Raw genomic sequence first — 24800 nt, forward strand, 5'->3', positions numbered from 1 at the left:
GCGCCGCCGAACAATTTTTTGGAGGACCCTCGGTCCCAGCGTTCAGCTGGGGCTGAGGGTCCTTTTTTGTTTTTCCATTTTGTTTTGCCGCAGCGCGGGAACCCGGCTGCGCGACGATGATCAGCGGTACCGAAGACTAGGAGTCACCGATGTCCCCCAACTCTCCCGACGAGCGCCCGGAGCGCGAGCCACGCCGCCGGGACGGTGGCGACCGTGGTGACCGTGGCGGTTACCGCAGGGACGACCGTGGTTCGCGTCAGGGCGGCGGCGACCGCGGTGGCTTCGGCCGGCGTGACGACCGCGGCGGTGACCGCGGTGGTGACCGAGGCGGCTTCCGCCGGGACGACCGCGGTGACCGTGGCGGCTTCGACCGTCGTGACGACCGTGGTCCCCGCCGGGACGACCGTGGTGGGTTCGACCGTCGTGACGACCGTGGGCCGCGCCGTGACGACGACCGGGGCGGGTTCCGTCGGGACGACCGCGGTGGTGACCGCGGCGGTTTCCGTCGTGACGACCGCGGCGGTGAGCGTGGCGGGTTCCGTCGTGAGGGCGGCGACCGGCCTGGGTTTCGTCGGGACGACCGTAGTGGTGACCGCGGGGGCTTCCGCCGCGACGACCGCGGTGGCGAGCGCGGTGGTTTCCGTCGTGACGACCGCGGTGACCGCGGTGGGTTCGACCGTCGTGACGACCGTGGGCCGCGCCGTGACGACGACCGGGGCGGCTTCCGCCGGGACGACCGCGGTGGCGAGCGACGGGAGTTCGACCGTGGCGGGTACCGGGGTGGCCGGGACGAGCGTCGTTCCGACGACCGTGGTGACCGGGGCGGGTTCCGTCGGGACGACCGTGGTGGTGACCGCGGCGGGTTCCGCCGTGACGACCGTCGGGACGACCGCGGCGGTGACCGTGGTGGCGAGCGTGGCGGCTTCCGTCGTGACGACCGCGGGGGCGAGCGTGGCGGTTTCGAGCGCCGCGACGACCGCGGGGGCGAGCGCCGCGAGTTCGACCGTGGCGGGTACCGGGGTGGCCGGGACGACAGCCGTGGCGAGCGTCCGCAGCGGAGCGACTTCCGGGGCCGTGACGATCGTGGCGGTGACCGGGGCGGGTTCCGCCGCGACGACCGCCGCGACGACCGCCGCGACGACCGCCGCGACGACCGTGGCGGCGAGCGTGGTGGCTTCCGCCGCGACGACCGTGGGCCGCGTCGTGATGACGACCGGGGCGGGTTCCGTCGGGACGACCGCGGCGGGCGCCCTGGTGGTGACCGCGGTGGCTTCCGCCGTGACGACCGCGGTGGCGAGCGTGGCGGGTTCGACCGTGACCGTGGCCCGCGTCGGGACGACGACCGGGGTGGTGAGCGCGGCGGCTTCCGCCGCGACGACCGGGGCGGGCGCCCTGGTGGTGGCTTCCGGGGTGGACGTCGTGACGACGACCGCGGCGGTTACCGCGGACGGGACGACCGGCGCGGTGGCGGCGGTGGCGGTGGCGGACGGTTCCGTGAGGAGCGCGAGCGGGAGCGGGACCGCGAGCCCATCAAGCGGCTGCCGATCCCGGAGGACGTCACCGGCGACGAACTGGACAAGGACGTCAAGCAGGAGCTCCAGAGCCTGCCGAAGACGCTCGCCGAGGACGTCGCACGCAACCTGGTGATGGTCGCCCGGCTGCTCGACGAGGACCCCGAGGGTGCCTACGGCTACTCCCGGGTCGCCCTCCGGCTGGCGTCCCGTGTCGCCGCCGTGCGTGAGGCCGCCGGCTTCGCCGCGTACGCCAACCAGAAGTTCTCCGAGGCGCTGGCCGAGTTCCGTGCCGCGCGCCGGATGACCGGCACGGTGGACCTGTGGCCCGTGATGGCCGACTGTGAGCGCGGCCTCGGCCGCCCGGAGAAGGCGCTGGAGATGGCGGGCGCCCCCGAGGTGCACCGCCTGGACAAGGCCGGTCAGGTCGAGATGCGCCTGGTCGCGGCGGGTGCCCGCCGCGACATGGAGCAGCTCGACGCGGCGATCGTGACGCTGCAGAGCCCGGAGCTCGCCTCCAGCGCGGTGCACCCGTGGACCGCGCGCCTGCGGTACGCGTACGCCGACGCGCTGCTGGAGGCCGGTCGTGAGGCCGAGGCACGTGAGTGGTTCGCCAAGGCGGTCGAGTCGGACCGCGACGGCAGCACCGACGCCTCGGACCGGCTGGCCGAGCTGGACGGCGTGGAGTTCGTGGACGCGCTGGACGAGGACGCCGCCGACGAGGGCGAGCCGGTGATCGAGACCGCCCCCGAGTCCGCCTCCGAGACCGCCCCCCGGGCCGACGAGGACGCCGACGAGGACGACGACGTTCAGGCCGAGGAGGCCGAGGCGGAGGACGTCGAGGCCAAGGACACGCAGGACGGGGCCGGGCGGAAGAAGACCTCCGAGCCGGTCGAGGACGGCGACGAGGTCTGACGGCAGGTCACCGTGCGCCGACCGCACCGGTGAGGTGTGTGTGAGGCGCGGGTGAGAAGAGGAAAGGGCGGGGCCGGACGGCCCCGCCCTTTCTCATTCCCCGGCCCCTCTCACTCCCCGACCAGGCGCAGCACCAGCCCGGAGGCGGGCTTCGGGCCGAAGGAGGTGGACTTGCGGGGCATGGTCACGCCCTGCTCGGCCAGTTCGCGCACGACCTCCTCGCGCACCGGGTGCAGCAGCACGGCCGTGCCGCCCTCCCGTTCGGCCTGCCGCACGGTGGCCTCGGCGTCGTGGATGTAGGTGATCTGCTCCGGCGAGTCCTCCGGGACGTTCCACACGTCGTCCAGCAGCGCGCGGTGCAGGACGGTCGCGTCCAGCGAGCGCCACGCCTCGGGCGGGCCGGAGGGGACCGTGCGGGCCAGCAGGTCCGGGTCCGGGCGGTCGACCAGGTGGAAGGCGCCGTCGCCGGCCAGGAGGAAGGCGTTGCCCCGGCCGGCGGCGGTCGCGAGGTGCTCCAGGGCCTCCGGCAGGGCGGCGTCGAGACGGCGGACGCGGAAGAGGCCGGTGAGCGCCGCCAGGGCCTCGGGCACCGGCAGACGGCGTAGCAGACGGTGGATGGCGCGGACCCGCAGCGGATAGCGGGAGCTGTCCACCAGCAGCACCAGGCCGTGGTCCCACGGGCCGGGGGAGGGCCGCTTGGAGTCGCGCAGCAGCAGGTACGTCGCCCAGCGGTGGTGACCGTCGGCGATGAGGGCCCGGTGCCCGAGCAGGTCCTCCTGGGCGGCCGCCTGCTCGGCCGGATCGGTGACCGCCCAGAGGCGGTGGGCGACGCCGTCCTCGGAGACGGTGGACAGCAGCGGTTCACGGCCGGCCGCCGCCTCGACGACGGCCGCGGCGCCGGAGACGTCCCCGTCGCCGCGGTAGCTCAGCAGCAGCGGCTCCAGGTTGGCGGAGGTGGCCTGCATCAGGGCCGCCCGGTCGGCCACCACGTGGGGCATCACGTCCTCGTGGGGGAGGACGACCCCCTCGGCGGGGTCGGTGAGGCGCAGGGCGCCGATCAGGCCGCGCTGCAGGAGGCCGTCGACGCCCCGCTGTTCGTAGACGTAGAGCGCGGGCCGCTCCTCGACGGTGAGGACGCCCTCGGCGAGCCAGCCGCGCAGGGTCTCCGCGGCGCGGGCGTTGCGCTCGGCCGGGTCGAGGGCCTGCGGGAGGATCAGCCGGACGATGTTGTGCGGGTCCAGTGCCTCCAGGTGGTGCAGTCCGTCGGGGCGGACCACCACGTCGTAGGGCGGAGAGGTGACGGCGGCCAGGCAGCGGACCCGCTCGGCGGCGTAGCGCAGGCCGCGGAAGGGGCTGAGTTCGAGTCCGGGCCGCCCCTGCTCCCCGTGGTGACCTGCTGTGCTCATTAGGGCATCGTATGTGCGCGGCCCGGGTGAGGGATCATCGGGGGAACGGGGGATGCCCCGGTGGCGCAGGAGGAGCGATGCACATGAGTCAGACCGTCAGGACACGGCCGGACGGCAGCGGCGGGCAGGTGCTGCGCGAGGCGTACGACACGGCCCTGCTCGACCTGGACGGCGTGGTCTACGCCGGGGGCGAGGCCATCGCGCACGCCGTGGACTCGCTGGCCACGGCGAGGGAGGCCGGGATGCGGCTCGCCTACGTCACCAACAACGCGCTGCGCACGCCCGGCACGGTGGCCGAGCACCTGACGGAGCTGGGGATACCGACCGAGGCCGGTGAGGTGATCACCTCGGCGCAGGCGGTGTCGCGGCTGGTCGCCGAGGCGCTGCCGCCCGGCTCCCGGGTGCTGGTGGTCGGCGGCGAGGGACTGCGCGTGGCGCTGCGCGAACGCGGCCTGGTGCCGGTGGAGTCGTCGGACGACGACCCGGCCGCCGTGGTCCAGGGGTACGGGGGACCGGACATCACCTGGGGCAGGTTCGCCGAGGCCTGCTACGCCATCAGGCGCGGGCTGCCGTGGTTCGCGTCCAACACCGACCTGACGGTGCCGACGGCGCGGGGCATCGCGCCCGGGAACGGTGCGGCGGTCGAGGTGGTGCGGATCGCCACCGGGGCAGAGCCGCGGGTGGCGGGCAAGCCGTTGCCGCCGATGCACCGGGAGACCGTCCTGCGCACCGGGGCACGGCGGCCGCTGGTGGTGGGCGATCGGCTGGACACCGACATCGAGGGCGCGTTCAACGGCGAGGTGGACTCGCTGCTGGTGCTCACCGGGGTGACCGACGGCGTCCAGCTGCTGGCCGCGCTGCCGGAGCACCGGCCCACCTACGTCGACCTCGACCTGCGGGGCCTGCTCGCGCCGCAGCCCGAGGTGACGGCGGACGGCGACGGATTCCGCTGCGGCGGCTGGAAGGCCGTCGCGGGGCAGGAGGAGCTGTCGCTGAGCGGGGAGGGCGAGGCGCTGGACGGGCTGCGGGCGCTGTGCGCGGCGGCCTGGACGGCGGCCGGCGAGAACTCCTGCCGACTGGACGGCGGGAAGGCGTTGGCCCTGCTCGGGCTGTGACCGGGCGGGCGGCCCCGGGACCGAACCGTGAACAGGCGATCGAGCCGGCGAGTGGTTAGGTTAACCTAACCGGGTGTTCGTAGACACTCCCTCCAAGCAGCGTGTCGCGGAGTCGCCCGCCGGGCCCGCGCGGCAGCGGCGGCGCTCCGCCGTGAAGGCCGTCGGTCTGCTGGCCGCGCTCGCGCTGCTGGTCCTCGTCGCGACGGCGAGCATCGCGGTCGGCGCCAAACCCCTGACCATGGGCCAGGTCTGGCACGGCCTGTTCGCGGACACCGGAACCTACGGCGACGTCGTCGTGGGCGAGCGGCTGTCGCGGACCGTGCTGGGGCTGCTCGCCGGGGCCGCGCTCGGCCTGTCCGGAGCGGTGCTCCAGGCACTGACCCGCAACCCGCTCGCCGACCCCGGCCTGCTCGGCATCAACGCCGGGGCCTCGGCCGCGGTCGTCACCGCCATCACCTTCTTCGGGGTCACCTCCATCGGCGGCTACGTGTGGTTCGCCTTCGCCGGCGCCATGCTGGTCGGCGCGCTGGTGTGGTTCCTCGGTGGCAGCCGGGGCGCGACGCCCGTGCGTCTGGCGCTGGCGGGCATGGCGATCGCCGCGGCGCTCCAGGGCTACCTCCAGGCGATGATGATCCTCGACGAGGCGGCGCTGGGCCGGATGCGGTTCTGGACCGTCGGCTCGCTGAGCTCGGCGTCCTGGAGCAGCATCGGGCAGGTGCTGCCCTTCATGGTGACCGGCACCTTCCTGGCCCTGGCGCTGGCCCGGCCGCTCAACGCGATGGAGATGGGCGACGACACCGCCCGCGCGCTCGGCGCCCACCTCAACCGGACCCGGGCGCTGTCCATGCTGGCGGCGACCCTGCTGTGCGGGGCGGCCACCGCGGCGTGCGGGCCGATCGTCTTCGTCGGCCTGATGGTGCCGCACGTGGTGCGTTCCTTCACCGGCCCCGACCTGCGCTGGATCCTGCCCTACGCCACCGTGCTGTCGCCGGTGCTGCTGCTGGGCGCCGACGTGATCGGCCGCGTCGTGGTGCGGCCCTCGGAGCTCCAGGTCGGCGTCGTCACGGCGGTCATCGGCGGACCGCTCTTCATCTTCCTGGTCCGACGGCGGAGGACGGCGCAGCTGTGACAACCCCCAAGACCACCCGGCAGCCCGTGCTGCGGATCGGCGGGCGCCTCTCGCTGCGGATCCGGGTCCGCTCCGTGGCCGTGGTGCTGCTGCTCGCCGTCGTCGCCCTCGCCTCGGCGGTGGTGCTGATCGGCACCGGCGACTTCCCGATCTCCTTCGCCGACGTGCTCTCCGTGCTCCTCGGCTCGGGCCATCCGGCCGACGAACTGATCGTGCGGGAACTGCGGCTGCCGCGGGTCCTGGTGGGGCTGCTGGTCGGTGGCGCGTTCGGACTGGCCGGGGCGCTGTTCCAGGCGGTCTCCCGCAACCCCCTCGGCAGCCCCGACATCCTCGGCCTCGGCCAGGGGGCGACGGCGGGCGCGCTGACGATGATCGTGCTGTTCTCCGGCAGCGCCACCGCCGTCACGGCCGGCGCGCTGGTGGGCGGCCTGGTCACCGGCACGGCGATCTACGTGCTGGCGTGGAAGCGCGGCGTGCACGGATACCGGCTGGTGCTGGTCGGCATCGGCGTCAGCGCGGTGATGACCGCGGTCAACAGCTACCTGATCACCAAGGCCGACATGGTCGACGCCGCGCGGGCCGTGGTCTGGATGACCGGCTCGCTCAACGGCCGCGACTGGACGCAGGTGTGGCCGCTGCTGGCGCTGTGCGCGGTGCTGGTGCCGCTGGCGCTGGCCAACGAGCGGGGCCTGCGGATGACGGAGATGGGCGACGACGCCTCCTACGCGCTGGGGGTGCGCGTCGAGCGGCTCCGGCTGGTGCTGCTCGCCTGCGCGGTGCTGCTCGCCTCGGCGGCCACGGCGGCGGCCGGGCCGGTGGCCTTCGTGGCGCTGACCGCGCCGCAGCTCGCCCGGCGGCTCACCCGGTCGCCCGGGCCGAACCTGGTGCCGTCCATGGTCATGGGCGCGGCCCTGCTGATCGTCGCCGACGTGCTCTCCCAGCGGGCCTTCGGCTCCGACCAGCTGCCGGTCGGCGTGGTCACCGGCGCGCTGGGCGGCGTCTACCTGCTGTGGCTGCTGGTCACCGAGCGGAAGGCCGGGCGGGTATGAGCGCGCGCCCCGGCGTCGGAAGAAACGACACGTTGAAGCGAAAGAGGAGCACCGGCGCCGTGAACCGACTGTCGGCCGAGAACGTCACCCTCGCCTACGAGCAGCGCGTCATCGCGCGCGAGCTGTCGGTGGAGATACCCGACAACTCGTTCACCGTGATCGTCGGCCCGAACGCCTGCGGCAAGTCGACGCTGCTGCGGGCGCTGTCGCGGATGCTGCGGCCCAGCGAGGGGCGGGTGCTGCTGGACGGGCAGGTCATCCACTCGCTGCCGGCCAAGAAGGTGGCGCGGACGCTGGGGCTGCTGCCGCAGTCCTCGGTCGCGCCGGACGGCATCACGGTCGCCGACCTCGTCGCCCGCGGGCGCTACCCGCACCAGGGGCTGCTGCGGCAGTGGTCCCCCTCGGACGAGCGGGTCGTCCAGGAGTCCATGGAACGCACGGGGGTCGCCGAACTGGCAGACCGGTACGTCGACGAGCTCTCCGGCGGTCAGCGGCAGCGGGTGTGGATCGCGATGGCGCTCGCGCAGGAGACGCCGCTGCTGCTCCTCGACGAGCCGACCACCTACCTGGACATCCAGCACCAGCTCGACGTGCTGGACCTGTGCGCGGAGCTGCACGAGGAGCACGGGCGGACCCTGGTGGCGGTGCTGCACGACCTCAACCACGCGGCGCGGTACGCGACCCACCTGGTCGCGCTGCGGGGCGGTGAGGTCGTCGCCCAGGGGGCGCCGCGGGACGTGGTGACGGCGGAGCTGGTGGAGCGGGTGTTCGGGATCCGCTGCCAGGTGATCGAGGATCCGGAGACGGGGACGCCGCTGGTGGTGCCCGCCGCCCGCAAGGCCCGCGCGACCACCCCGTGACGCCGCGCCCCTCTCCGCCCCGCCCCTGAGTGGCACGGATGCCCGCAGGACGGGGCTGTCCGGCGGGTCAGAGGAGGGTGCGGAGGTGGAGGAGGTCGCGGAGGGGGGCGTCGAGTTTCAGGCGGCCGGTGGCCCAGGCGCGGGGGAAGGGGAGGGTCCCGGCGACCAGGGCGAGGAGGTCGTCGCCGGTGGTGGAGAGGCGGATCCGGAAGGATTCGGCGGGCCGCCCCCGCACCACGTCCAGAACCTCCAGACGGCCCCCGGCCAGCCGCCCCGTGAAGGTGACGTCCAGATCGGTGACGTGACAGCTGACGCTGCGCTCCTGCGCCGCCGCCTCGCGCACCGCGCCCGGCGCCGACGCCAGACGTCCGGCGAGCTCCTCCAGTGCCGCCCGGCACTCCTCGATCGTGGCCATCGCGACAGACGGTACCCCCGTTCCACGCGGTAGCGTCGTGCCATGAGCGACACACCACCCGGACCGGCGGCCGGGGAACCCGGCGCGGCGCAGGCGACGGCAGCCGAGGATCCGGCCGCCCCCGCCCCGCTCGGGGTTCCGCGCACGCCCACCGGCGACGCCCGGGTCGACACCGCGCTGGAGCGGCTCACCGACGCCGACCACCTCGCGGCCGACGGGCACGTCGAGGTGTACGAGGATGTACACCGGGCGCTGCGCGAGGCGCTCACCGCGCTGGACAACCCCATCGCGTCGACGCCGCACGACAACAGGAGCTGAACCGAACGTGGCAGGAGTGGCACGCCGCCGTCTCGACGCCGAACTGGTGCGCAGGAAGCTGGCCCGCTCGCGGGAGCACGCGAGCCAGCTGATCGCCGCCGGGCGGGTCACCGTCGGCAAGGCCGTGGCGACCAAACCCGCCACACAGGTGGAGACGGCCGCCGCGATCGTGGTCGCGCAGGACGACAGCGACCCCGAGTACGTGTCGCGGGGCGGCCACAAGCTGGCCGGCGCGCTCGCCGTGTTCGTGCCGCGGGGCCTCGAGGTGAAGGGGCGGCGGGCGCTGGACGCCGGCGCCTCCACCGGCGGGTTCACCGACGTGCTGCTGCGCTCCGGCGCCGGGCACGTGGTCGCCGTCGACGTCGGATACGGGCAGCTCGCCTGGTCGCTGCAGAGCGACGAACGGGTGACGGTGAAGGACCGCACGAACGTGCGCGAGCTGACGCTCGAGCAGATCGACGGCGTGCCGGTCGACCTGGTCGTCGGCGACCTGTCGTTCATCCCGCTCGGCCTGGTGCTGCCGGCGCTGGTGCGGTGCTCGGCGCCGGACGCCGACCTGGTGCTGATGGTGAAGCCGCAGTTCGAGGTGGGCAAGGAGCGCCTCGGCAGCGGAGGAGTGGTGCGCAGCCCCGAGCTGCGCGCCGAGGCGGTGCGGGAGGTGGCGCGGCGGGCGGGCGAGCTGGGGCTCGGAGTCCTCGGCGTCACCGCCAGCCCGCTGCCCGGACCGTCCGGGAACGTCGAATACTTCCTGTGGCTGCGTGCCGGGGCGCCCGCCCTGGACCCGGCCGACGTCGAACGCGCAGTGGCGGAGGGGCCGCGTTGACCACAGAAATCACCGACGGGGGGACGGGCGGAGCGGGCCGGACCCGTACGGTCTTCCTGCTCGCCCACACCGGGCGGCCCGCCGCCATCCGCAGCGCCGAACTGGTGGTCCGCGGGTTCCTCGACGCCGGGCTCGGCGTGCGGGTGCTGGAGTACGAGGCGCAGGACCTGCCGCTGCCGGACAGCGTCGAGCTGGTCGCCGAGGCCACGCCCGACTGCCTGGACGGGTGCGAGCTGCTGGTCGTGCTCGGCGGTGACGGGACGCTGCTGCGCGGCGCGGAGTTCGCCCGCGCCTCCGGGGTGCCGATGCTCGGCGTCAACCTGGGCCGCGTCGGGTTCCTCGCCGAGGCCGAGCGGGACGCCCTCGACCAAGTGGTCGAGCGGGTGGTCGCCCGCGACTACGAGGTCGAGGAGCGGATGACGGTCGACGTGGAGGTGCACCGCAACGGCAGCGTCGTGCACACCGACTGGGCGCTCAACGAGGCGGCCGTCCAGAAGGTCTCCGCCGAGAAGCTGCTCGAGGTCGTCCTGGAGATCGACGGGCGGCCGGTCACCGGCTTCGGCTGCGACGGGATCATCTGCGCCACGCCCACCGGATCCACGGCGTACGCGTTCTCGGCCGGCGGGCCGGTGGTGTGGCCCGAGGTCGAGGCGCTGCTGATGGTGCCGATCAGCGCCCACGCGCTGTTCGCCAAGCCGCTGGTCACGTCGCCGGACTCGGTGCTGGTGGTGGAGGTGCTGCCGCACATCCCGCCGGGAGTGCTCTGGTGCGACGGGCGGCGCACGGTGGAACTGCCGCCCGGGGCGCGCGTCGAGGTCCGCCGGGGAGCCGTCCCGGTGCGGCTGGCGCGGCTGCACCACGCGTCGTTCACCGACCGGCTGGTGGCCAAGTTCGCCCTCCCCGTCTCCGGCTGGCGGGGCGCGCCGCACTGACCGGAGCGGGTGCCGGACGGCACGCCCGGGGCGGGGGCGCGTCGCGATCATGGCCCGGGACCTCGTAAGGTCGGGGGCGTGTTGGAGGAGATGCGGATACGGTCGCTCGGGGTCATCGACGACGCGGTCGTGGAACTGTCACCAGGTTTCACCGCGGTCACCGGTGAGACCGGGGCGGGCAAGACGATGGTCGTCACCAGCCTCGGTCTGCTGCTCGGCGGCCGTGCCGACCCCGCCCTGGTGCGGATCGGCGCCAAGAACGCCGTGGTCGAGGGCCGCATCGCCCTGCCCGCCGACGCGCCCGTGGTCACCCGGGCCGAGGAGGCGGGCGCCGAGCTCGACGACGGCGCCCTGCTGATCAGCCGCACGGTCTCCGCCGAGGGCCGCTCCCGCGCCCACCTCGGCGGCCGCGGGGTGCCCGTCGGGCTCCTCGCCGAGCTGGCCGACGAACTGGTCGCCGTGCACGGGCAGACCGACCAGCAGGGCCTGCTCAAGCAGAACCGCCAGCGCCAGGCGCTCGACCGGTACGCCGGCGCGGCCGTGGCCGGCCCGCTGGAGAAGTACACGGACGCCTACCGGCGGCTGCGGACCGTCGCCGCGGAGCTGGAGGAGATCACCACCCGGGCCCGCGAGCGCGCCCAGGAGGCCGACCTGCTCCGGTACGGCCTGGAGGAGGTCAACGCCGTCGAACCGCGGCAGGGCGAGGACGTCGAGCTGGCCGCCGAGGCGCAGCGGCTCGGGCACGCCGAGGCGCTGGCGCAGGCGGCCACCGCCGCCCACGCCGCGCTGGCCGGCGACCCCGAGGACCCCGAGGGCGTCGACGCCGGTTCCCTCGTCTCGGGCGCCCAGCGCGCCCTGGAGGCGGTCCGCTCGCACGACCCGGCGCTGGCCGCGCTGGCCGACCGGGTCGGCGAGATCGGCATCCTGCTCGCCGACGTCTCCGGCGAGCTCGCCGGCTACGCCGACGGCCTCGACGCGGACCCGCTCCGGCTCGCCGCCGTGGAGGAGCGCCGGGCTGCGCTCACCCAGCTCACCCGCAAGTACGGCGAGGACGTCGACGCCGTGCTCGCCTGGGCCGAGCAGTCCGCCGCCCGGCTCATCGAGCTCGAGGGCGACGACGACCGGGTCGGCGACCTCACCGCCGAGCGCGACGCGCTGCGCGCGGAACTGGGCTCCCTGGCGCAGCAGTTGACCGACGCGCGGACGGAGGCCGCGGAGCGGTTCGCCGCCGCGGTCACCGAGGAGCTGGCCTCGCTGGCCATGCCGCACGCCCGGGTGTCGTTCGCGGTCCGGCAGACCGAGGATCCCGAGGGCGTCGAGGTGGGCGGGCGTACGGTCGCCTACGGGCCGGCCGGCGCGGACGAGGTCGAGCTGCTGCTCGCCCCGCACCCCGGGGCGCCGCCGCGGCCGATCGCCAAGGGCGCGTCCGGTGGTGAGCTGTCGCGGGTGATGCTCGCCGTCGAGGTGGTCTTCGCCGGTACCGACCCGGTCCCGACCTACCTGTTCGACGAGGTCGACGCGGGAGTCGGCGGCAAGGCCGCGGTCGAGATCGGGCGGCGCCTCGCCCGGCTCGCGCGGACCGCGCAGGTCGTGGTCGTCACCCATCTGCCGCAGGTCGCCGCCTTCGCCGACCGGCAGCTCCTGGTGGAGAAGACCAACGACGGGTCGGTCACCCGGTCGGGCGTCAAGGTGCTCGAGGGGGAGGACCGGATCCGTGAGCTGTCGCGGATGATGGCCGGGCAGGAGGACTCCGAGACCGCCCGGGCGCACGCCGAGGAGCTCCTCGGGACGGCGGCCGCGGCGCGCGCCGAACTCTGAGCCGGGCTCGGGCCGGGCATGGGCCGGGTACCGGCCGAGCGCCGGGCCGGGCACTGGGCCGAGCCGGGGATACCGGCGGGAGGGCGGTCGGCGGGCCGCCCGGGCTCTGGCATCCTAGGCGGCGACGAACGTGCCCGGACCGGGCGGCGGTACCCACGAGGCCCCGTCGTCCGGCACCGCGCCGCCCGGTGAACCGCACGAAGCCCGTACGCCGCCCCGACCAGGAACCCAGGCGCCCGTGACCCCTGTGAGCAGCCCCGCCTCGACCGGCCTCACGCCGCTGCGCACCGTCCAGGTGACCGGCGGCAGCGCGGTCGGGAGCACCCATGTGCGGTCGCTGACCGCCGGCCTGGTCGCCAGGGGCGTGCGGGTGACGGTGTGCGCCCCCAGTGACACCGAACACACCTATGGTTTCGCCGCGGTCGGGGCCCGGCACGTGCCGGTGGCGCGCAGCAGCGACCCGGCGTCGGTGGCCGCGCTGCGGGTCGCCTGCGCCGACGCCGACGTGGTGCACGCGCACGGGCTGCACGCCTCGTTCCGCACGGCGCTGGCCCTGGGCGGGCGGAGCACGCCGCTGGTGGTCACCTGGCACAACCGGACCCGCGCCGAGGGCGCGGCGCGGGCCGCGGTGCTGAAGGTGCTGGAGCGGCGGGTGGTCCGGGCGGCCGCGGTCGTCCTCGGCGTCTCGTCCTCCCTGGTGGACCGGGCGCGTCGCCGTGGCGCGCGGGACGCGCGGCTGTCCGCGGTGGGGCTGCCGCGGGCCCTTGCGGCGGGCGGGGCGGCGCGGGCCGTCACCGGTGCCGGCGGTGGTGACGGCGACCTCGACCGGCGGGCCAAGCTGCGGGCCGAACTCGGCTCCCTCGGGCGGCCGTTGATCCTCGCCGTGGGCGCGCTGGAGGAGGGCCGCGGGCATCGGCTGCTGCTGGACGCCGCGCGGCGGTGGCGGGACGAGGAGAACACGCCGCTGGTCGTGGTCGCCGGAGAAGGGGCGCTACGGGGCGAGTTGCAGCGGCGGATCGAGGACGAGGCGCTGCCGGTACGGCTGTTGGGGCGGCGGGAAGACCTCGGGTGCCTGCTGACGGCGGCGGACGTGGCGGTGGTCGCGGACTGCGCGGAAGGCCGCTCGCTGCTCGCGCAGGAGGCGCTGCACGCGGGGTTGCCGCTGGTCGCGGCGGACGTTCCGGGCATGGCGGAACTGGTCGGCGACGGCGCGGAGCTGGTGCCGGCGGGGGACGCGGCGAGGCTTGCCCACGCGGTGTCCGCGGTGCTGGCCGATCCGTCCCGGCGCGAGGGCCTGGTGCGGCGGGGGGCGTGGCAGGCGGGGGTGTGGCCCACGGAGGACGAGACGGTGGCGCAGGTGCTGAGCGTCTACGACGAGCTGACGCAGCCGCTGCCACTCGCCTGACCCCGGCTGCCACCGCCGCCGTGCCGCTTGGACGCCCTGCGCGGCCCTGGCCCGGCCCCACCCGTGCGGTCGTGCCGCCGCGCGGTGCGCAGACGAAGCCCTCCCCTCTGCGGGCAATCGTGCCGCTGGGGCGATGGGGGTGCCCCCTGCTCGAGCGAAGTCGAGAGCTTGGGGGAGGGTGGGCGCAGGCCTCACGTTCCCACGTGACGGCTCGCTCCGCGAAACGTAAGCCCCTCTGGGAAGGGGGCGGGTCGGGGGATGAACGGTGCTGTCCGCCGAGGCTCCGGCTTGTGCGCGCCGCAGTGAGGTCCCGTGCGTACGGTGCCGCAGGGCTTGCGCGTGGTGGAGCGGACCGCTCGCCGCGGAGGCTGGGGCCTGCGCCCGCCCTCCCCCAAGCTCTCGGCTTCGCTCGAGCAGGGGGTACCCCCATCGCCCCCTGGGCGGCCCAGCCGCCCGCAGCGGGGAGCGGGTAGGCGTTCGCAGGGACGGCGGGGCAGGCGCCTGAGGGGCGGGCGAGGCGCTCGCGGGGTGGTGGAGGGTCGCGCTGCGTGCCGCAAGGGGCGGCAGGTCGTGGGGTCCCGTCCGCCGGGGGTGGGGCCCCGGGGACGGGGTGGGGTCAGCCGCCGTAGGCGCCGGAGGCGGTGAGGCGGAGGGCGGTGTCGATCAGCGGGACGTGGCTGAAGGCCTGCGGGAAGTTGCCGACCTGCCGCTGGTGCTTGGAGTCCCACTCCTCCGCCAGCAGCCCCAGGTCGTTGCGGAGCGACAGCAGCTTCTCGAACAGCCGCCGCGCCTCGTCGACCCTGCCGATCATCGCGAGGTCGTCCGCCATCCAGAAGGAACAGGCGAGGAACGCCCCCTCGTCACCCGCCAGCCCGTCGACGTTGTCGTCGCCCGCATGGGTCGGGTAGCGCAGGATGAACCCGTCCGGGGTGGACAGCTCCCGCTGGATCGCCTCGATGGTGCCGATCACCCGCTTGTCGTCCGGCGGCAGGAAGCCCACCTGCGGGATCAGCAGCAGCGACGCGTCCAGCTCCTGGGAGCCGTACGACTGGGTGAAGGTGTTGCGCTCCGGGTCGTAGCCCTTCTCGCAGACGTCGCGGTGGATGTCCTCCCGCAGCTCCCGCCACCGCTCCAGCGGCCCCTCCGCGTCCCCGGACTCCACCAGCTTGATGGTGCGGTCCACCGCGACCCAGGCCATCACCTTGGAGTGCACGAAGTGGCGCCGCGGCCCGCGCACCTCCCAGATGCCCTCGTCCGGCTGGTTCCAGTGGTCCTCCAGGTAGCGGATCAGCTTCAGCTGGAGCTGCGAGGCGTAGTCGTTGCGGGACAGCCCCGTCATGTGGGCCAGGTGCAGCGCCTCGATGGTCTCGCCGTAGACGTCCAGCTGGAGCTGGTGCGCCGCGCCGTTGCCGACCCGGACCGGGGCGGAGTTCTCGTACCCCGGCAGCCAGTCCAGCTCCGCCTCGCCGAGCTCGCGCTCGCCGGCGATGCCGTACATGATCTGCAGGTTCTCCGGGTCGCCCGCCACCGCGCGCAGCAGCCACTCGCGCCAGGCACGGGCCTCCTCGCGGTAGCCGGTGCGCAGCAGCGAGGAGAGGGTGATCGCCGCGTCCCGCAGCCAGGTGTACCGGTAGTCCCAGTTGCGGACGCCGCCGATCTCCTCGGGCAGCGAGGTGGTCGGCGCGGCGACGATGCCGCCGGTCGGCGCGTAGGTGAGCGCCTTCAGCGTGATCAGCGAGCGGATCACGGCCTCCCGGTAGGGGCCGTGGTACGTACACAGGGCGACCCACTCGCTCCAGAAGTCGTCGGTCGCCGCCAGTGCCTGCTCCGGCTCCGGCAGCGACGGCGGCTCCTTGTGCGAGGGCTGCCAGGAGAGCGTGAAGGCGATCCGGTCACCCGCGGAGACGGTGAAGTCGGTGTAGGTGGTCAGATCCTTGCCGTAGGTGGTCAGCTCCTCCTCGCGGCCCAGCACGGCGGTGTCGTACCAGACCGAGTCCGGCCCGGCGATGCCGACCAGCCGGTCGTCGCGACGGTGCACCCAGGGCACGATCCGGCCGTAGGAGAACCGCATCCGCAGCGTGGAGCGCATCGGGACCTCGCCCGAGACGCCCTCCACGATCCGGATCACCTGCGGGGCGCCGTCACGCGGCGGCATGAAATCGGTCACCCGGACGGTGCCGTCCGGGGTGTCCCACTCCGACTCCAGGACGAGCGAGTCGCCCCGGTAGCGGCGGCGGGTGGCGTCGGGCGCTTCGGCCTCCGGCGCGTGGGCGGGCCCGACGCGCCAGAAGCCGTGATCCTCGGTGCCCAGCAGGCCGGCGAAGATGGCCTGAGAGTCGAAGCGGGGCAGGCACAGCCAGTCCACCGTGCCGTCCCGGCAGACCAGGGCGGCGGTCTGCATGTCTCCGATGAGTGCGTAGTCCTCGATACGCCCGGCCACGTGCAACTCCAGTCGAACGGCCACATCGTCCCGGCAGGGACGGTCGCTCTCTTGCGGTCAAGTCAAAGGGGAGTGAAGCGGAAAAAGACAGTTGTTCGCTTGAGTATGAGCTGACGCTCCCGTATGTCCGGTGTATCCGGGACACGGCCTGTGACACGGGCTTGGGTGGAGCCGTCCTGCCCGGCCGGGCTGTCAGCGAGTGTCCGAGCAGGATACGACGCGGGATGATGATGCGCGCGATGCTCGGGACAACAAGAGTGGTCCGAACGGGTGGGCGGCCGGTGACGGCGGGAAGTCGCAGGTCACAGCGGTGGGCCCGGTGCGCGGACGCCTTCGGTCCCGCGCGCTGATACCCTGGTAGCCCGTGGCCGGTGGGAGAAAAACCCCGGCACCGCAGCGACGGCCCCCCCGGCGAAACCGGGTCGGCAAGCCGCTCCGCATCCCCAGACACCGCCACCACGGGAGCCCCCCTTTGGCCATGCCCGCTGCTTTCCGAAACAGCAACGCCACGACGACCAAGCACATCTTCGTCACCGGGGGTGTCGCCTCCTCGCTCGGGAAGGGCCTGACGGCGTCCAGCCTCGGCATGCTGCTCAAGGCCCGTGGCCTGCGTGTCGTCATGCAGAAGCTCGACCCCTACCTGAACGTCGACCCCGGCACGATGAACCCCTTCCAGCACGGTGAGGTGTTCGTCACCAACGACGGCGCCGAGACCGACCTGGACATCGGCCACTACGAGCGCTTCCTCGACCGCGACCTCGACGGCTCGGCCAACGTCACCACCGGCCAGGTCTACTCCACGGTGATCGCCAAGGAGCGCCGCGGCGAGTACCTGGGCGACACCGTCCAGGTCATCCCGCACATCACCAACGAGATCAAGCACCGCATCCGCCGCATGGCGACGGACGAGGTCGACGTGGTGATCACCGAGGTCGGCGGCACCGTCGGCGACATCGAGTCGCTGCCCTTCCTGGAGACGGTCCGCCAGGTCCGCCACGAGGTCGGCCGCGACAACGTCTTCGTCGTGCACATCTCGCTGCTGCCCTACATCGGCCCCTCGGGCGAGCTGAAGACCAAGCCCACCCAGCACTCGGTGGCCGCCCTGCGCAACATCGGCCTCCAGCCGGACGCCATCGTGCTGCGCTGCGACCGTGAGGTCCCCACCGCCATCAAGCGCAAGATCTCGCTGATGTGCGACGTGGACGAGGACGCCGTGGTGGCCTGCCCGGACGCCCGGTCGATCTACGACATCCCCAAGACCATCCACGGCGAGGGCCTGGACGCCTACGCGGTGCGCAAGCTGGACCTGCCGTTCCGCGACGTCGACTGGACCACCTGGGACGACCTGCTGGACCGCGTCCACAACCCGGACCACGAGATCACCCTGGCGCTGGTCGGCAAGTACATCGACCTGCCCGACGCCTACCTGTCGGTGACCGAGGCGCTGCGGGCCGGCGGCTTCGCCAACAAGGCCCGCGTCAAGATCAAGTGGGTCACCTCCGACGACTGCCGTACCCCGGCCGGCGCCGCCCAGCAGCTCGCCGACGTCGACGGCATCTGCATCCCCGGCGGCTTCGGCGACCGCGGTGTCTCCGGCAAGGTCGGCGCCATCCAGTACGCCCGGGAGAACGGCGTCCCGCTGCTGGGCCTCTGCCTCGGCCTGCAGTGCATCGTGATCGAGGCCGCCCGCAACCTGGCCGGCATCCCCGACGCCAACTCCACCGAGTTCGAGCCGGCCACCGCCCACCCGGTGATCTCCACCATGGCCGAGCAGATGGACATCGTCTCCGGCGAGGGCGACATGGGCGGCACGATGCGCCTGGGCATGTACCCCGCCAAGCTGGCCGAGGGCTCCGTGGTCCGCGAGGTGTACGACGGCAAGGAGTACGTCGAGGAGCGCCACCGTCACCGCTACGAGGTGAACAACGCCTACCGCGCGGAGCTGGAGAAGAAGGCCGGCATCCTGTTCTCCGGCACCTCCCCGGACGGCAAGCTCGTCGAGTACGTGGAGTACCCGCGGGAGGTCCACCCCTACCTGGTGGCCACCCAGGCCCACCCGGAGCTGCGTTCCCGTCCGACCCGCCCGCACCCGCTCTTCGCCGGTCTGGTGAAGGCCGCGGTCGAGCGCCGGCAGAAGGCCGGCGCCGCCGGCGCCGAGTGACCGGCGGCACGGTGATCGGGTGACGATACGGTTGCCGGGGTACGCGCGTTTCGAGGCGCGTGCCCCGGCTTCGCCGTTTTCGCGCGCCGTCGTGTGCGGGGCGTTCCGGCGGTCCGGCGTTTCTCGCGTGTTCACGTGTTCCGCGCGCGCACGCGTGCCGAGTGTTTCGTTGTGTCGACCTGTGGAGAGGACTGCTGCCCGATGACCGACCCGGTGATCAAGGACGCCCCGGAGGAGTGGGAGATCCGCTCGTCGAGCACCCCGTTCACGGGCAACAAGACCTCCGTGCGGACCGACGAGGTGGTGATGCCCGACGGCAGCGTCGCGGGCCGCGACTACCAGGTCCACCCCGGTTCGGTGGCCGTCCTGGCGCTGGACGACGAGGACCGGGCCGTGGTGCTGCGCCAGTACCGGCACCCGGTGCGCCAGAAGCTGTGGGAGATCCCGGCCGGCCTGCTCGACGTGCCCGGCGAGAACCCGCTGCACGCCGCCCAGCGCGAGCTGTACGAGGAGGCCCACGCCAAGGCCGAGGACTGGCGGGTGCTGGCGGACGTCTACACCACCCCCGGCGGCTGCGACGAAGCGGTGCGGATCTTCCTGGCCCGCGGGCTGTCCGACGCCGAGGGCGACCGGTTCGAGGTCGAGCACGAGGAGTCCGACATGGAACTGGCCCGGGTCCCCGTCGCGGACCTGGTGCGCGGTGTCCTGGCGGGCGAGCTGCACAACAACTGCCTGGTCGTCGGCGTGCTGTCACTGGTGGCAGCCCGCGCCGGGGAGGGACTGGACGCCCTGCGGCCCGCCGAGGCGCCGTGGCCCGCCCGGCCGTTCGAGGCGTAGCTCCCTCGGGCCCACACCGCCCCGCGTCCGGTCGGGGGACCGGCCGGGTGTGGTCCCCGGTGGTGCCGGTCTCCCGTGAACTACGCTCGTGCAAGGCCCCGCTGACGGGGTGGTGCGCGCGTGCAGGACGGGAGTGTGGCCCGTGACGGACCAGGCGGTGGACACCGGGACCCGGGTGCCGGAAGCGGAGCGGACGCCCTCCGGCGAGCCACCCGCGCCGGCGCCGCGGTCCGCCCCGCCGCCGGCGTTCCTCGGGCGGACCCGGGAACTCAAGGAACTCCTCGCCGACATCGAACGGGCCGGGCTCAACACCATCGCCGGCCGCAAGGCCCCCCGCGCCCGGGTGCTGCTCGTCGCCGGCCGCCCCGGCTCCGGCCGCACCGCGCTCGCCGGTGAACTGGTCCGGCGGATCGCCGGCCGCTACCCCGGCGGCGTGCTGCGTGCCCGGCTCGGCGAACCCGGCGGCGACCCGGTCCCCGCCGGGACCGCGGCCCGGCGCCTGCTGGAGAGCCTGCCGGGCGCCGGGGCGCCGCCCGGCGCGGGGCGGGACGAGCTGGCCGAGGCGCTGCGCGACGCCCTTGCCTCCCGGCGGGCCCTCCTGCTGCTCGACGACGCCAAGGACGCCGAACAGGTCGACGAACTGGTCCCCGACTCCCCCGACTGCCTGGTCGTGGCCGTCTCCCGCGGCCCGCTCACCGGCATCCCCGACGTGCGGCCCTGCGTGGTCGGCGGTCTGGACGCCCGCTCCGCGGTGCAGCTGCTCATCCGCCGGATCGGCCCCGTCCGGGTCACCGTCGACCCCTGTGCCGCCCAGGAGCTCGCCGAGGAGTGCCACGGAGAACCGGCCACCCTGCTGCTGGCCGGCGGCTGGCTCGCCGACCGCCCCGAGGTGGCCGTCGCCGACCTGGTGGCGCAGCTGCGCGCCGACCCGGCGGCCGACCCGCTCGAGCGGATGCTGGGGCTGGTCCACGACGGCCTCCCCGCCGCGGTCGCCAGGATGCTGCGGCTGTTCTCCCTCGCCCCCGCAGGGCTGGTCGACCCGCACACCGCCTCCGCCCTGGCCGGCTGCTCCCCGCAGGCCGCGGCCGAGGCCCTGGAGAGGTTCGAGGGCATGGCGCTGCTGCACCGGGTGCCCGCCTCCGAGCCGCTCCACGAGGTCCCCGGCTGCCTGCACCCCCTGCTGGCCGACCTCGCCGCCCGGCTGGACCGCCCGGCCGAGCTGCGGCTGGCGCGGGCCCGGATGCTGGAGCGGACCGTCCGCGTGCTGCACGCCTGCAGGATCGCCGCCGAGACCGGCGAGGCCGCCCGGACGCGGCAGCAGGCCCTGCCGCGCGCCCTGCGCTTCCCCGGGCCGGAGGAGGCCGCCACCTGGCTCGACGAGCGCCGGGCCGCCCTCCTGGCGGCCGCCCGGCTCGCCGTCGCCGACGGGGAGCTGGACACCCTGGCCCGGCGGCTGATGGCACAGCTGGTGCGGGCGCTGGTCGCGCACGTCGGCCCCGAGGGGGCGGCCGACGACCTCTACGCCGTCCACGGGCTGGTGCTGGACGTCGCAGAGCGGCGCGGCCTCGCCCGAGAGAAGGCGGCCGCCCTGCTCAACCTCGCCGACCTGGACGCCCGCACCGGGCGCACCGCCGAGGCACTGACCCGCTACCGTGCCGCCCTGGACGCCGGACGCCAGGCCGCGGACCCCTACGCCGTGGGCCGGGCCATGGAATCCCTGGGCGGCGCCCACCAGGAACTCGGCGACCTCGACCGGGCCGCCGACTGGTACGGCCGCGCCCTCGCCGAGCGCCTCGCCCGCGACCAGCGCGCCGACGCGGCCCGGCTCTACGGCCGCATCGCCGACGCCCACGCCCGCGCCGGCCGCCCCGAGGAGGCGCTGCGCCACTGGCGGGCCGCCTTCACCGAGCACCGGCGCGGCGGTGACGTGCCCGCCTGCGCCCGGGCGCTGGGCGAGCTGGCCCGCGCCCAGGAGGACACCGGGCGCCGGGAGGAGTCGCTGCGCACCTGCCGGGAGGCCGTCGCCTGGGCCCGCCGGGCCGGGGACGAACGGCTGGAGGCCGGCCTCCACCTGCGGCTGGCCGGCACCCTGGAGCGCCTGGGGGACCCGGCCGCCGCGCGCCTGCACCGCGAGACCGCCGGCCGGATGCTCGGCGACGAGCCGCCGCCGGGGCGGTCACCGCAGCGGTGACGGTCCGGAGCGGGCCATCACCGTATGCCTGCCGGAGCCTAAGAATTCAGTGGCGTATCCCGCAGATGCCGCTTGTTTTACAAGGCTAGACAGCGGGGATTCCTTCATTAGACTGGCTGCGTCGCCGGTTCTCCGGCGTGTATCCGGTGTGCTCACAAGTGACCGGGTATATCCGTGCATGCCCCGGTGTCACCACGCCGCCGTATGCGCTCTCAAGCCCCCGACTGCAAGGACCGTGATCGACGTGAAGGTCGGCATCCCCCGCGAGGTCAAGAACAACGAGTTCCGCGTGGCCATCACCCCCTCGGGCGTCCACGAACTGGTGCGCCACGGCCACGAGGTCGTCGTCGAGCGGAACGCGGGCCTCGGCTCGTCGATCACCGACGAGGAGTACACCGCGGCCGGCGCCCGGATCCTGGAGACCGCCGACGAGGTCTGGGCCGCCGCGGACATGATCCTCAAGGTCAAGGAGCCCGTCGCCGAGGAGTACCACCGCCTCCGCAAGGACCAGGTCCTCTTCACCTACCTGCACCTGGCCGCCGACCGCCCGGGCACCGAGGCGCTGATCGCCTCCGGCACCACCGCCATCGCCTACGAGACCGTCGAGATCGACCGCACGCTGCCGCTGCTCGCCCCGATGTCCGAGGTCGCCGGCCGGCTGGCCCCGCAGGTCGGCGCCTACCAGCTGATGCGCGCCAACGGCGGCCGCGGCGTGCTGCCGGGCGGCGTCCCGGGCGTCGCCCCGTCCAAGGCCGTCGTCCTCGGCGGCGGCGTCTCCGGCTGGAACGCCACCCAGATCGCCGTCGGCATGGGCTTCCAGGTCACGCTGCTCGACCTGAACATCAACAAGCTCCGCGAGGCCGACAAGGTCTTCGGCACGAAGGTGCAGGCCGTCGTCTCCAACTCCTTCGAGATCGAGAAGGCCCTCCTGGAGGCCGACCTGGTCGTCGGCGCGGTGCTGATCCCCGGCGCCAAGGCCCCCAAGCTGGTCACCAACGAGCTGGTCTCCCGGATGAAGCCGGGAAGTGTCCTTGTCGACATCGCGATCGACCAGGGCGGCTGCTTCGAGGACTCCCGCCCCACCACCCACGCCGATCCGACCTTCAAGGTCCACGACTCGGTCTTCTACTGCGTCGCCAACATGCCGGGCGCGGTGCCGAACACCTCCACCTACGCGCTGACCAACGCCACGCTGCCGTACGTCCTCCAGCTCGCCGACCGCGGCTGGGTCGAGGCGCTGCGCCGTGACCCGGCGCTCGCCAAGGGCCTCAACGTCCACGACGGACAGGTCGTGTACCGGCAGGTCGCCGAGGCGCACGGCATGGAGCACGTCGCTCTGGAGAGCGTGCTCGGCTGAACGAGCCGTAAACACGGCCGAGTCGACATTCCGACATGACGAGACGATCGCCATGGCCGTCAACCCGGCTGTCAACACCGCGAAACCGGCCGGACCTTGGGCGACCAGGTCCGGCCGGTGGCGTCCTCGCGGCCCGCTGAACGGGCGGTGCACGCCGCGGGCCGTCAACTCGACGTCGGATTTCGGTCGTTGTGTGCCCCGGTGAATCGCGCCGTGCGACGCGCGTACGCCCTTGACAACACGCACGTCCGGAAGGGACACGGCAGGCCGGGTCCGGCGGATTGTGTTGCTGCGAACGGCCGACACGCCATAGAGTCGCCCATCGTCGGCATGGTGCCACGCTGACCTGTCTAGAAGTTTCCTGGTCACCAAGGAGGTAAGACGACTTGTGAATGAGTCGACATTTACTCCCGGGGGTGGTCAGCCAGGAACGCCTGCGGGGGGCACCGGACCCGCCGGAATCGAGGCTGTCGGCTCCGTCGCGGTCCGTACCTTCGCAGCCCACCAGAGCCAGCGCCCCCACCTGGCTCCGACAGCACACCAGAGCATGGATGCCCATCACGTGAACGCCATGACCGGCGACGCAAGTGGCGCGCCCCACCACTTCGCCGAATACGACGAACTGCCCGAAGGTCACTTCTACGACCCCGACGCCGAATACGAGCCGGACCCCGAGTACGCGGCCACCCTCGCGCCCGACGCCGCCCGCCAGCGTCGTGAGCGCATCGGCCCGACCGGGCGTCCCCTGCCGTACTTCCCGATCCCCGGGCCGCTGACCGACCACGGCCCCGCGAAGATCATCGCGATGTGCAACCAGAAGGGCGGCGTCGGCAAGACGACGTCGACCATCAACCTGGGCGCGGCGCTGGCCGAGTACGGCCGGCGGGTGCTGCTGGTCGACTTCGACCCGCAGGGCGCGCTCTCGGTCGGCCTGGGCGTGAACCCGATGGAGCTCGACCTCACCGTCTACAACCTGCTCATGGAGCGGGGCATGGCGGCCGACGAGGTGCTGCTCAAGACGGCGGTCCCCAACATGGACCTGCTGCCGAGCAACATCGACCTCTCCGCGGCCGAGGTCCAGCTGGTCTCCGAGGTCGCCCGCGAGTCGACGCTGCAGCGCGCGCTCAAGCCGCTGATGTCCGAGTACGACTACATCGTGATCGACTGTCAGCCCTCCCTGGGCCTGCTGACGGTCAACGCGCTGACGGCCGCCCACAAGGTGATCGTGCCGCTGGAGTGCGAGTTCTTCGCGCTGCGCGGTGTGGCGCTGCTGACCGAGACCATCGAGAAGGTCCAGGAACGGCTCAACCCGGAGCTGGAACTCGACGGGATCCTGGCCACGATGTACGACTCCCGCACGGTGCACAGCCGGGAGGTGCTGGCGCGCGTGGTCGAGGCGTTCGACGACCACGTCTACCACACGGTGATCGGCCGGACCGTCCGGTTCCCGGAGACCACCGTGGCCGGTGAGCCGATCACCACGTACGCCTCCAACTCCGTCGGCGCCGCCGCCTACCGCCAGCTCGCCAGGGAGGTGCTCGCCCGGTGTCACGCCGAGTGAGTCTGCCCGGAGCCGACGAGTTGTTCCGCACCACCGGGGGCTCCGGCCTCCAGTCCTCCTCACCGCGCCGCCAGGCCACCACCGAGCGCGCGGAGGCGCGGGTGCCGGCGCCGGCCACCGAGGACGATCTCGCGCGGGACGGCGCCGAGGGCCTGCCGCCCTCGGTGCCCGCGCAGGCCGGCGACGCGCAGGCCGCCGAGCACGCCGTCGCCGAGGCGGGAGCCGGGGAGCCGGGCGAGACGCACAGCCGGGCCGGGGGCACGGACGGCGCCGCCGCCGCGGCCTCGGGCGTCACGCCGCGGCGCCGGGGGCGTCCCGCGCGCCGGCCCAGCGGGCGGGAGCGGCACGACGAGAAGATCACCGTGTACGTCTCCGCCGAGGAGCTGATGGACCTCGAGCACGCCCGGCTCGTCCTGCGGGGCGAGCACGGGCTGGCCGTGGACCGCGGACGCATCGTCCGCGAGGCGGTCGCGGTGGTCCTGGCCGATCTGGAGTCCCGGGGGGACGCGAGCATCCTGGTGCGGCGGCTGCGCGGACGGTAGGGGTAGCCTGCCACG

Annotated in this window: 19 protein-coding genes; 16 read left to right on the forward strand and 3 right to left on the reverse strand. The window is 74.0% G+C overall.

Annotation, left to right across the window (positions count from 1 at the left end; all coding sequences use genetic code 11):
* Positions 1 to 1538: 1538 nt before the first annotated feature.
* On the forward strand, positions 1539 to 2426 hold the full coding sequence (locus tag GBN72_RS27285; protein WP_246212981.1) for a tetratricopeptide repeat protein: 888 nt from the start codon (positions 1539 to 1541) through the stop codon (positions 2424 to 2426).
* Between the two features lie 110 nt (positions 2427 to 2536).
* Here GBN72_RS27285 and GBN72_RS27290 read toward each other — a convergent pair whose 3' ends face one another.
* Positions 2537 to 3832, reverse strand: coding sequence for a DUF1015 family protein (locus tag GBN72_RS27290; RefSeq protein WP_151774613.1), 1296 nt, complete (start codon positions 3830 to 3832; stop codon positions 2537 to 2539).
* 83 nt (positions 3833 to 3915) lie between these two features.
* Between GBN72_RS27290 and GBN72_RS27295 the strand changes: the two genes are divergently transcribed.
* The 4 genes from GBN72_RS27295 (at position 3916) to GBN72_RS27310 (ending at position 7985) form a co-directional block, all read left to right on the forward strand.
* Positions 3916 to 4947, forward strand: a complete 1032-nt coding sequence (locus GBN72_RS27295) for an HAD hydrolase-like protein (protein WP_151774614.1) — start codon at positions 3916 to 3918, stop codon at positions 4945 to 4947.
* 73 nt (positions 4948 to 5020) lie between these two features.
* Positions 5021 to 6076 (forward strand): FecCD family ABC transporter permease, encoded by a 1056-nt coding sequence (locus GBN72_RS27300; protein WP_151774615.1) that lies wholly within the window; start codon positions 5021 to 5023, stop codon positions 6074 to 6076.
* Positions 6073 to 7125, forward strand: coding sequence for a FecCD family ABC transporter permease (locus tag GBN72_RS27305; RefSeq protein WP_151774616.1), 1053 nt, complete (start codon positions 6073 to 6075; stop codon positions 7123 to 7125). The genes GBN72_RS27300 and GBN72_RS27305 overlap by 4 nt, the downstream gene beginning before the upstream one ends.
* Before the next feature lie 59 nt (positions 7126 to 7184).
* Positions 7185 to 7985 (forward strand): ABC transporter ATP-binding protein, encoded by an 801-nt coding sequence (locus GBN72_RS27310; RefSeq protein ID WP_151774617.1) that lies wholly within the window; start codon positions 7185 to 7187, stop codon positions 7983 to 7985.
* Between the two features lie 67 nt (positions 7986 to 8052).
* Here GBN72_RS27310 and GBN72_RS27315 read toward each other — a convergent pair whose 3' ends face one another.
* Positions 8053 to 8400: a sterol-binding protein gene (locus GBN72_RS27315; RefSeq protein ID WP_151774618.1), complete on the reverse strand. Its 348-nt coding sequence runs from the start codon at positions 8398 to 8400 to the stop codon at positions 8053 to 8055.
* Between the two features lie 42 nt (positions 8401 to 8442).
* On the opposite strand from GBN72_RS27315, the gene GBN72_RS27320 reads away from it, so the two are divergent.
* From GBN72_RS27320 to GBN72_RS27340, 5 genes are all read left to right on the forward strand, one after another.
* Positions 8443 to 8718 carry a hypothetical protein gene (locus GBN72_RS27320; RefSeq protein WP_151774619.1) on the forward strand — a complete coding sequence of 92 codons (276 nt, stop codon included), beginning with the start codon at positions 8443 to 8445 and terminating at the stop codon, positions 8716 to 8718.
* Positions 8719 to 8725: 7 nt separating this feature from the next.
* The gene (locus GBN72_RS27325; protein ID WP_151774620.1) at positions 8726 to 9541 is read left to right on the forward strand and encodes a TlyA family RNA methyltransferase; all 816 of its coding nucleotides are present in this window, start codon (positions 8726 to 8728) and stop codon (positions 9539 to 9541) included.
* Positions 9542 to 9549: 8 nt separating this feature from the next.
* Complete coding sequence (locus tag GBN72_RS27330) at positions 9550 to 10473, forward strand: NAD kinase (protein WP_151774945.1); 924 nt, start codon at positions 9550 to 9552, stop codon at positions 10471 to 10473.
* A gap of 90 nt (positions 10474 to 10563) precedes the next feature.
* Positions 10564 to 12291, forward strand: coding sequence for a DNA repair protein RecN (recN, locus tag GBN72_RS27335; protein WP_151774946.1), 1728 nt, complete (start codon positions 10564 to 10566; stop codon positions 12289 to 12291).
* Positions 12292 to 12529: 238 nt separating this feature from the next.
* Complete coding sequence (locus GBN72_RS27340; protein ID WP_151774621.1) at positions 12530 to 13696, forward strand: glycosyltransferase family 4 protein; 1167 nt, start codon at positions 12530 to 12532, stop codon at positions 13694 to 13696.
* A gap of 616 nt (positions 13697 to 14312) precedes the next feature.
* Here the strand turns inward: GBN72_RS27340 and GBN72_RS27350 are convergent.
* Positions 14313 to 16160 carry a glycoside hydrolase family 15 protein gene (locus tag GBN72_RS27350; RefSeq protein WP_174887217.1) on the reverse strand — a complete coding sequence of 616 codons (1848 nt, stop codon included), beginning with the start codon at positions 16158 to 16160 and terminating at the stop codon, positions 14313 to 14315.
* A 454-nt stretch (positions 16161 to 16614) separates the two neighbouring features.
* On the opposite strand from GBN72_RS27350, the gene pyrG reads away from it, so the two are divergent.
* The 6 genes from pyrG to GBN72_RS27380 all read left to right on the forward strand — a co-directional run bounded on the left by pyrG (position 16615) and on the right by GBN72_RS27380 (position 24785).
* Entirely contained in the window at positions 16615 to 18297 is a 1683-nt protein-coding gene (gene pyrG, locus GBN72_RS27355; RefSeq protein WP_151774623.1) for a CTP synthase, read from the forward strand.
* Between the two features lie 201 nt (positions 18298 to 18498).
* Complete coding sequence (locus GBN72_RS27360; protein ID WP_151774624.1) at positions 18499 to 19134, forward strand: NUDIX domain-containing protein; 636 nt, start codon at positions 18499 to 18501, stop codon at positions 19132 to 19134.
* Positions 19135 to 19276: 142 nt separating this feature from the next.
* Positions 19277 to 21325, forward strand: a complete 2049-nt coding sequence (locus tag GBN72_RS27365) for a tetratricopeptide repeat protein (RefSeq protein WP_151774625.1) — start codon at positions 19277 to 19279, stop codon at positions 21323 to 21325.
* A gap of 244 nt (positions 21326 to 21569) precedes the next feature.
* Positions 21570 to 22682, forward strand: a complete 1113-nt coding sequence (gene ald / locus GBN72_RS27370) for an alanine dehydrogenase (protein ID WP_151774948.1) — start codon at positions 21570 to 21572, stop codon at positions 22680 to 22682.
* A gap of 388 nt (positions 22683 to 23070) precedes the next feature.
* Positions 23071 to 24243, forward strand: a complete 1173-nt coding sequence (locus GBN72_RS27375) for a ParA family protein (RefSeq protein WP_151774626.1) — start codon at positions 23071 to 23073, stop codon at positions 24241 to 24243.
* Positions 24228 to 24785, forward strand: a complete 558-nt coding sequence (locus tag GBN72_RS27380; protein ID WP_164540913.1) for a hypothetical protein — start codon at positions 24228 to 24230, stop codon at positions 24783 to 24785. Before GBN72_RS27375 ends, GBN72_RS27380 begins: the two co-directional genes overlap by 16 nt.
* The last annotated feature ends 15 nt before the right edge of the window (positions 24786 to 24800 follow it).

The organism is Streptomyces abyssomicinicus (genome assembly GCF_008974245.1).
Lineage (GTDB): Bacteria > Actinomycetota > Actinomycetes > Streptomycetales > Streptomycetaceae > Streptomyces > Streptomyces abyssomicinicus.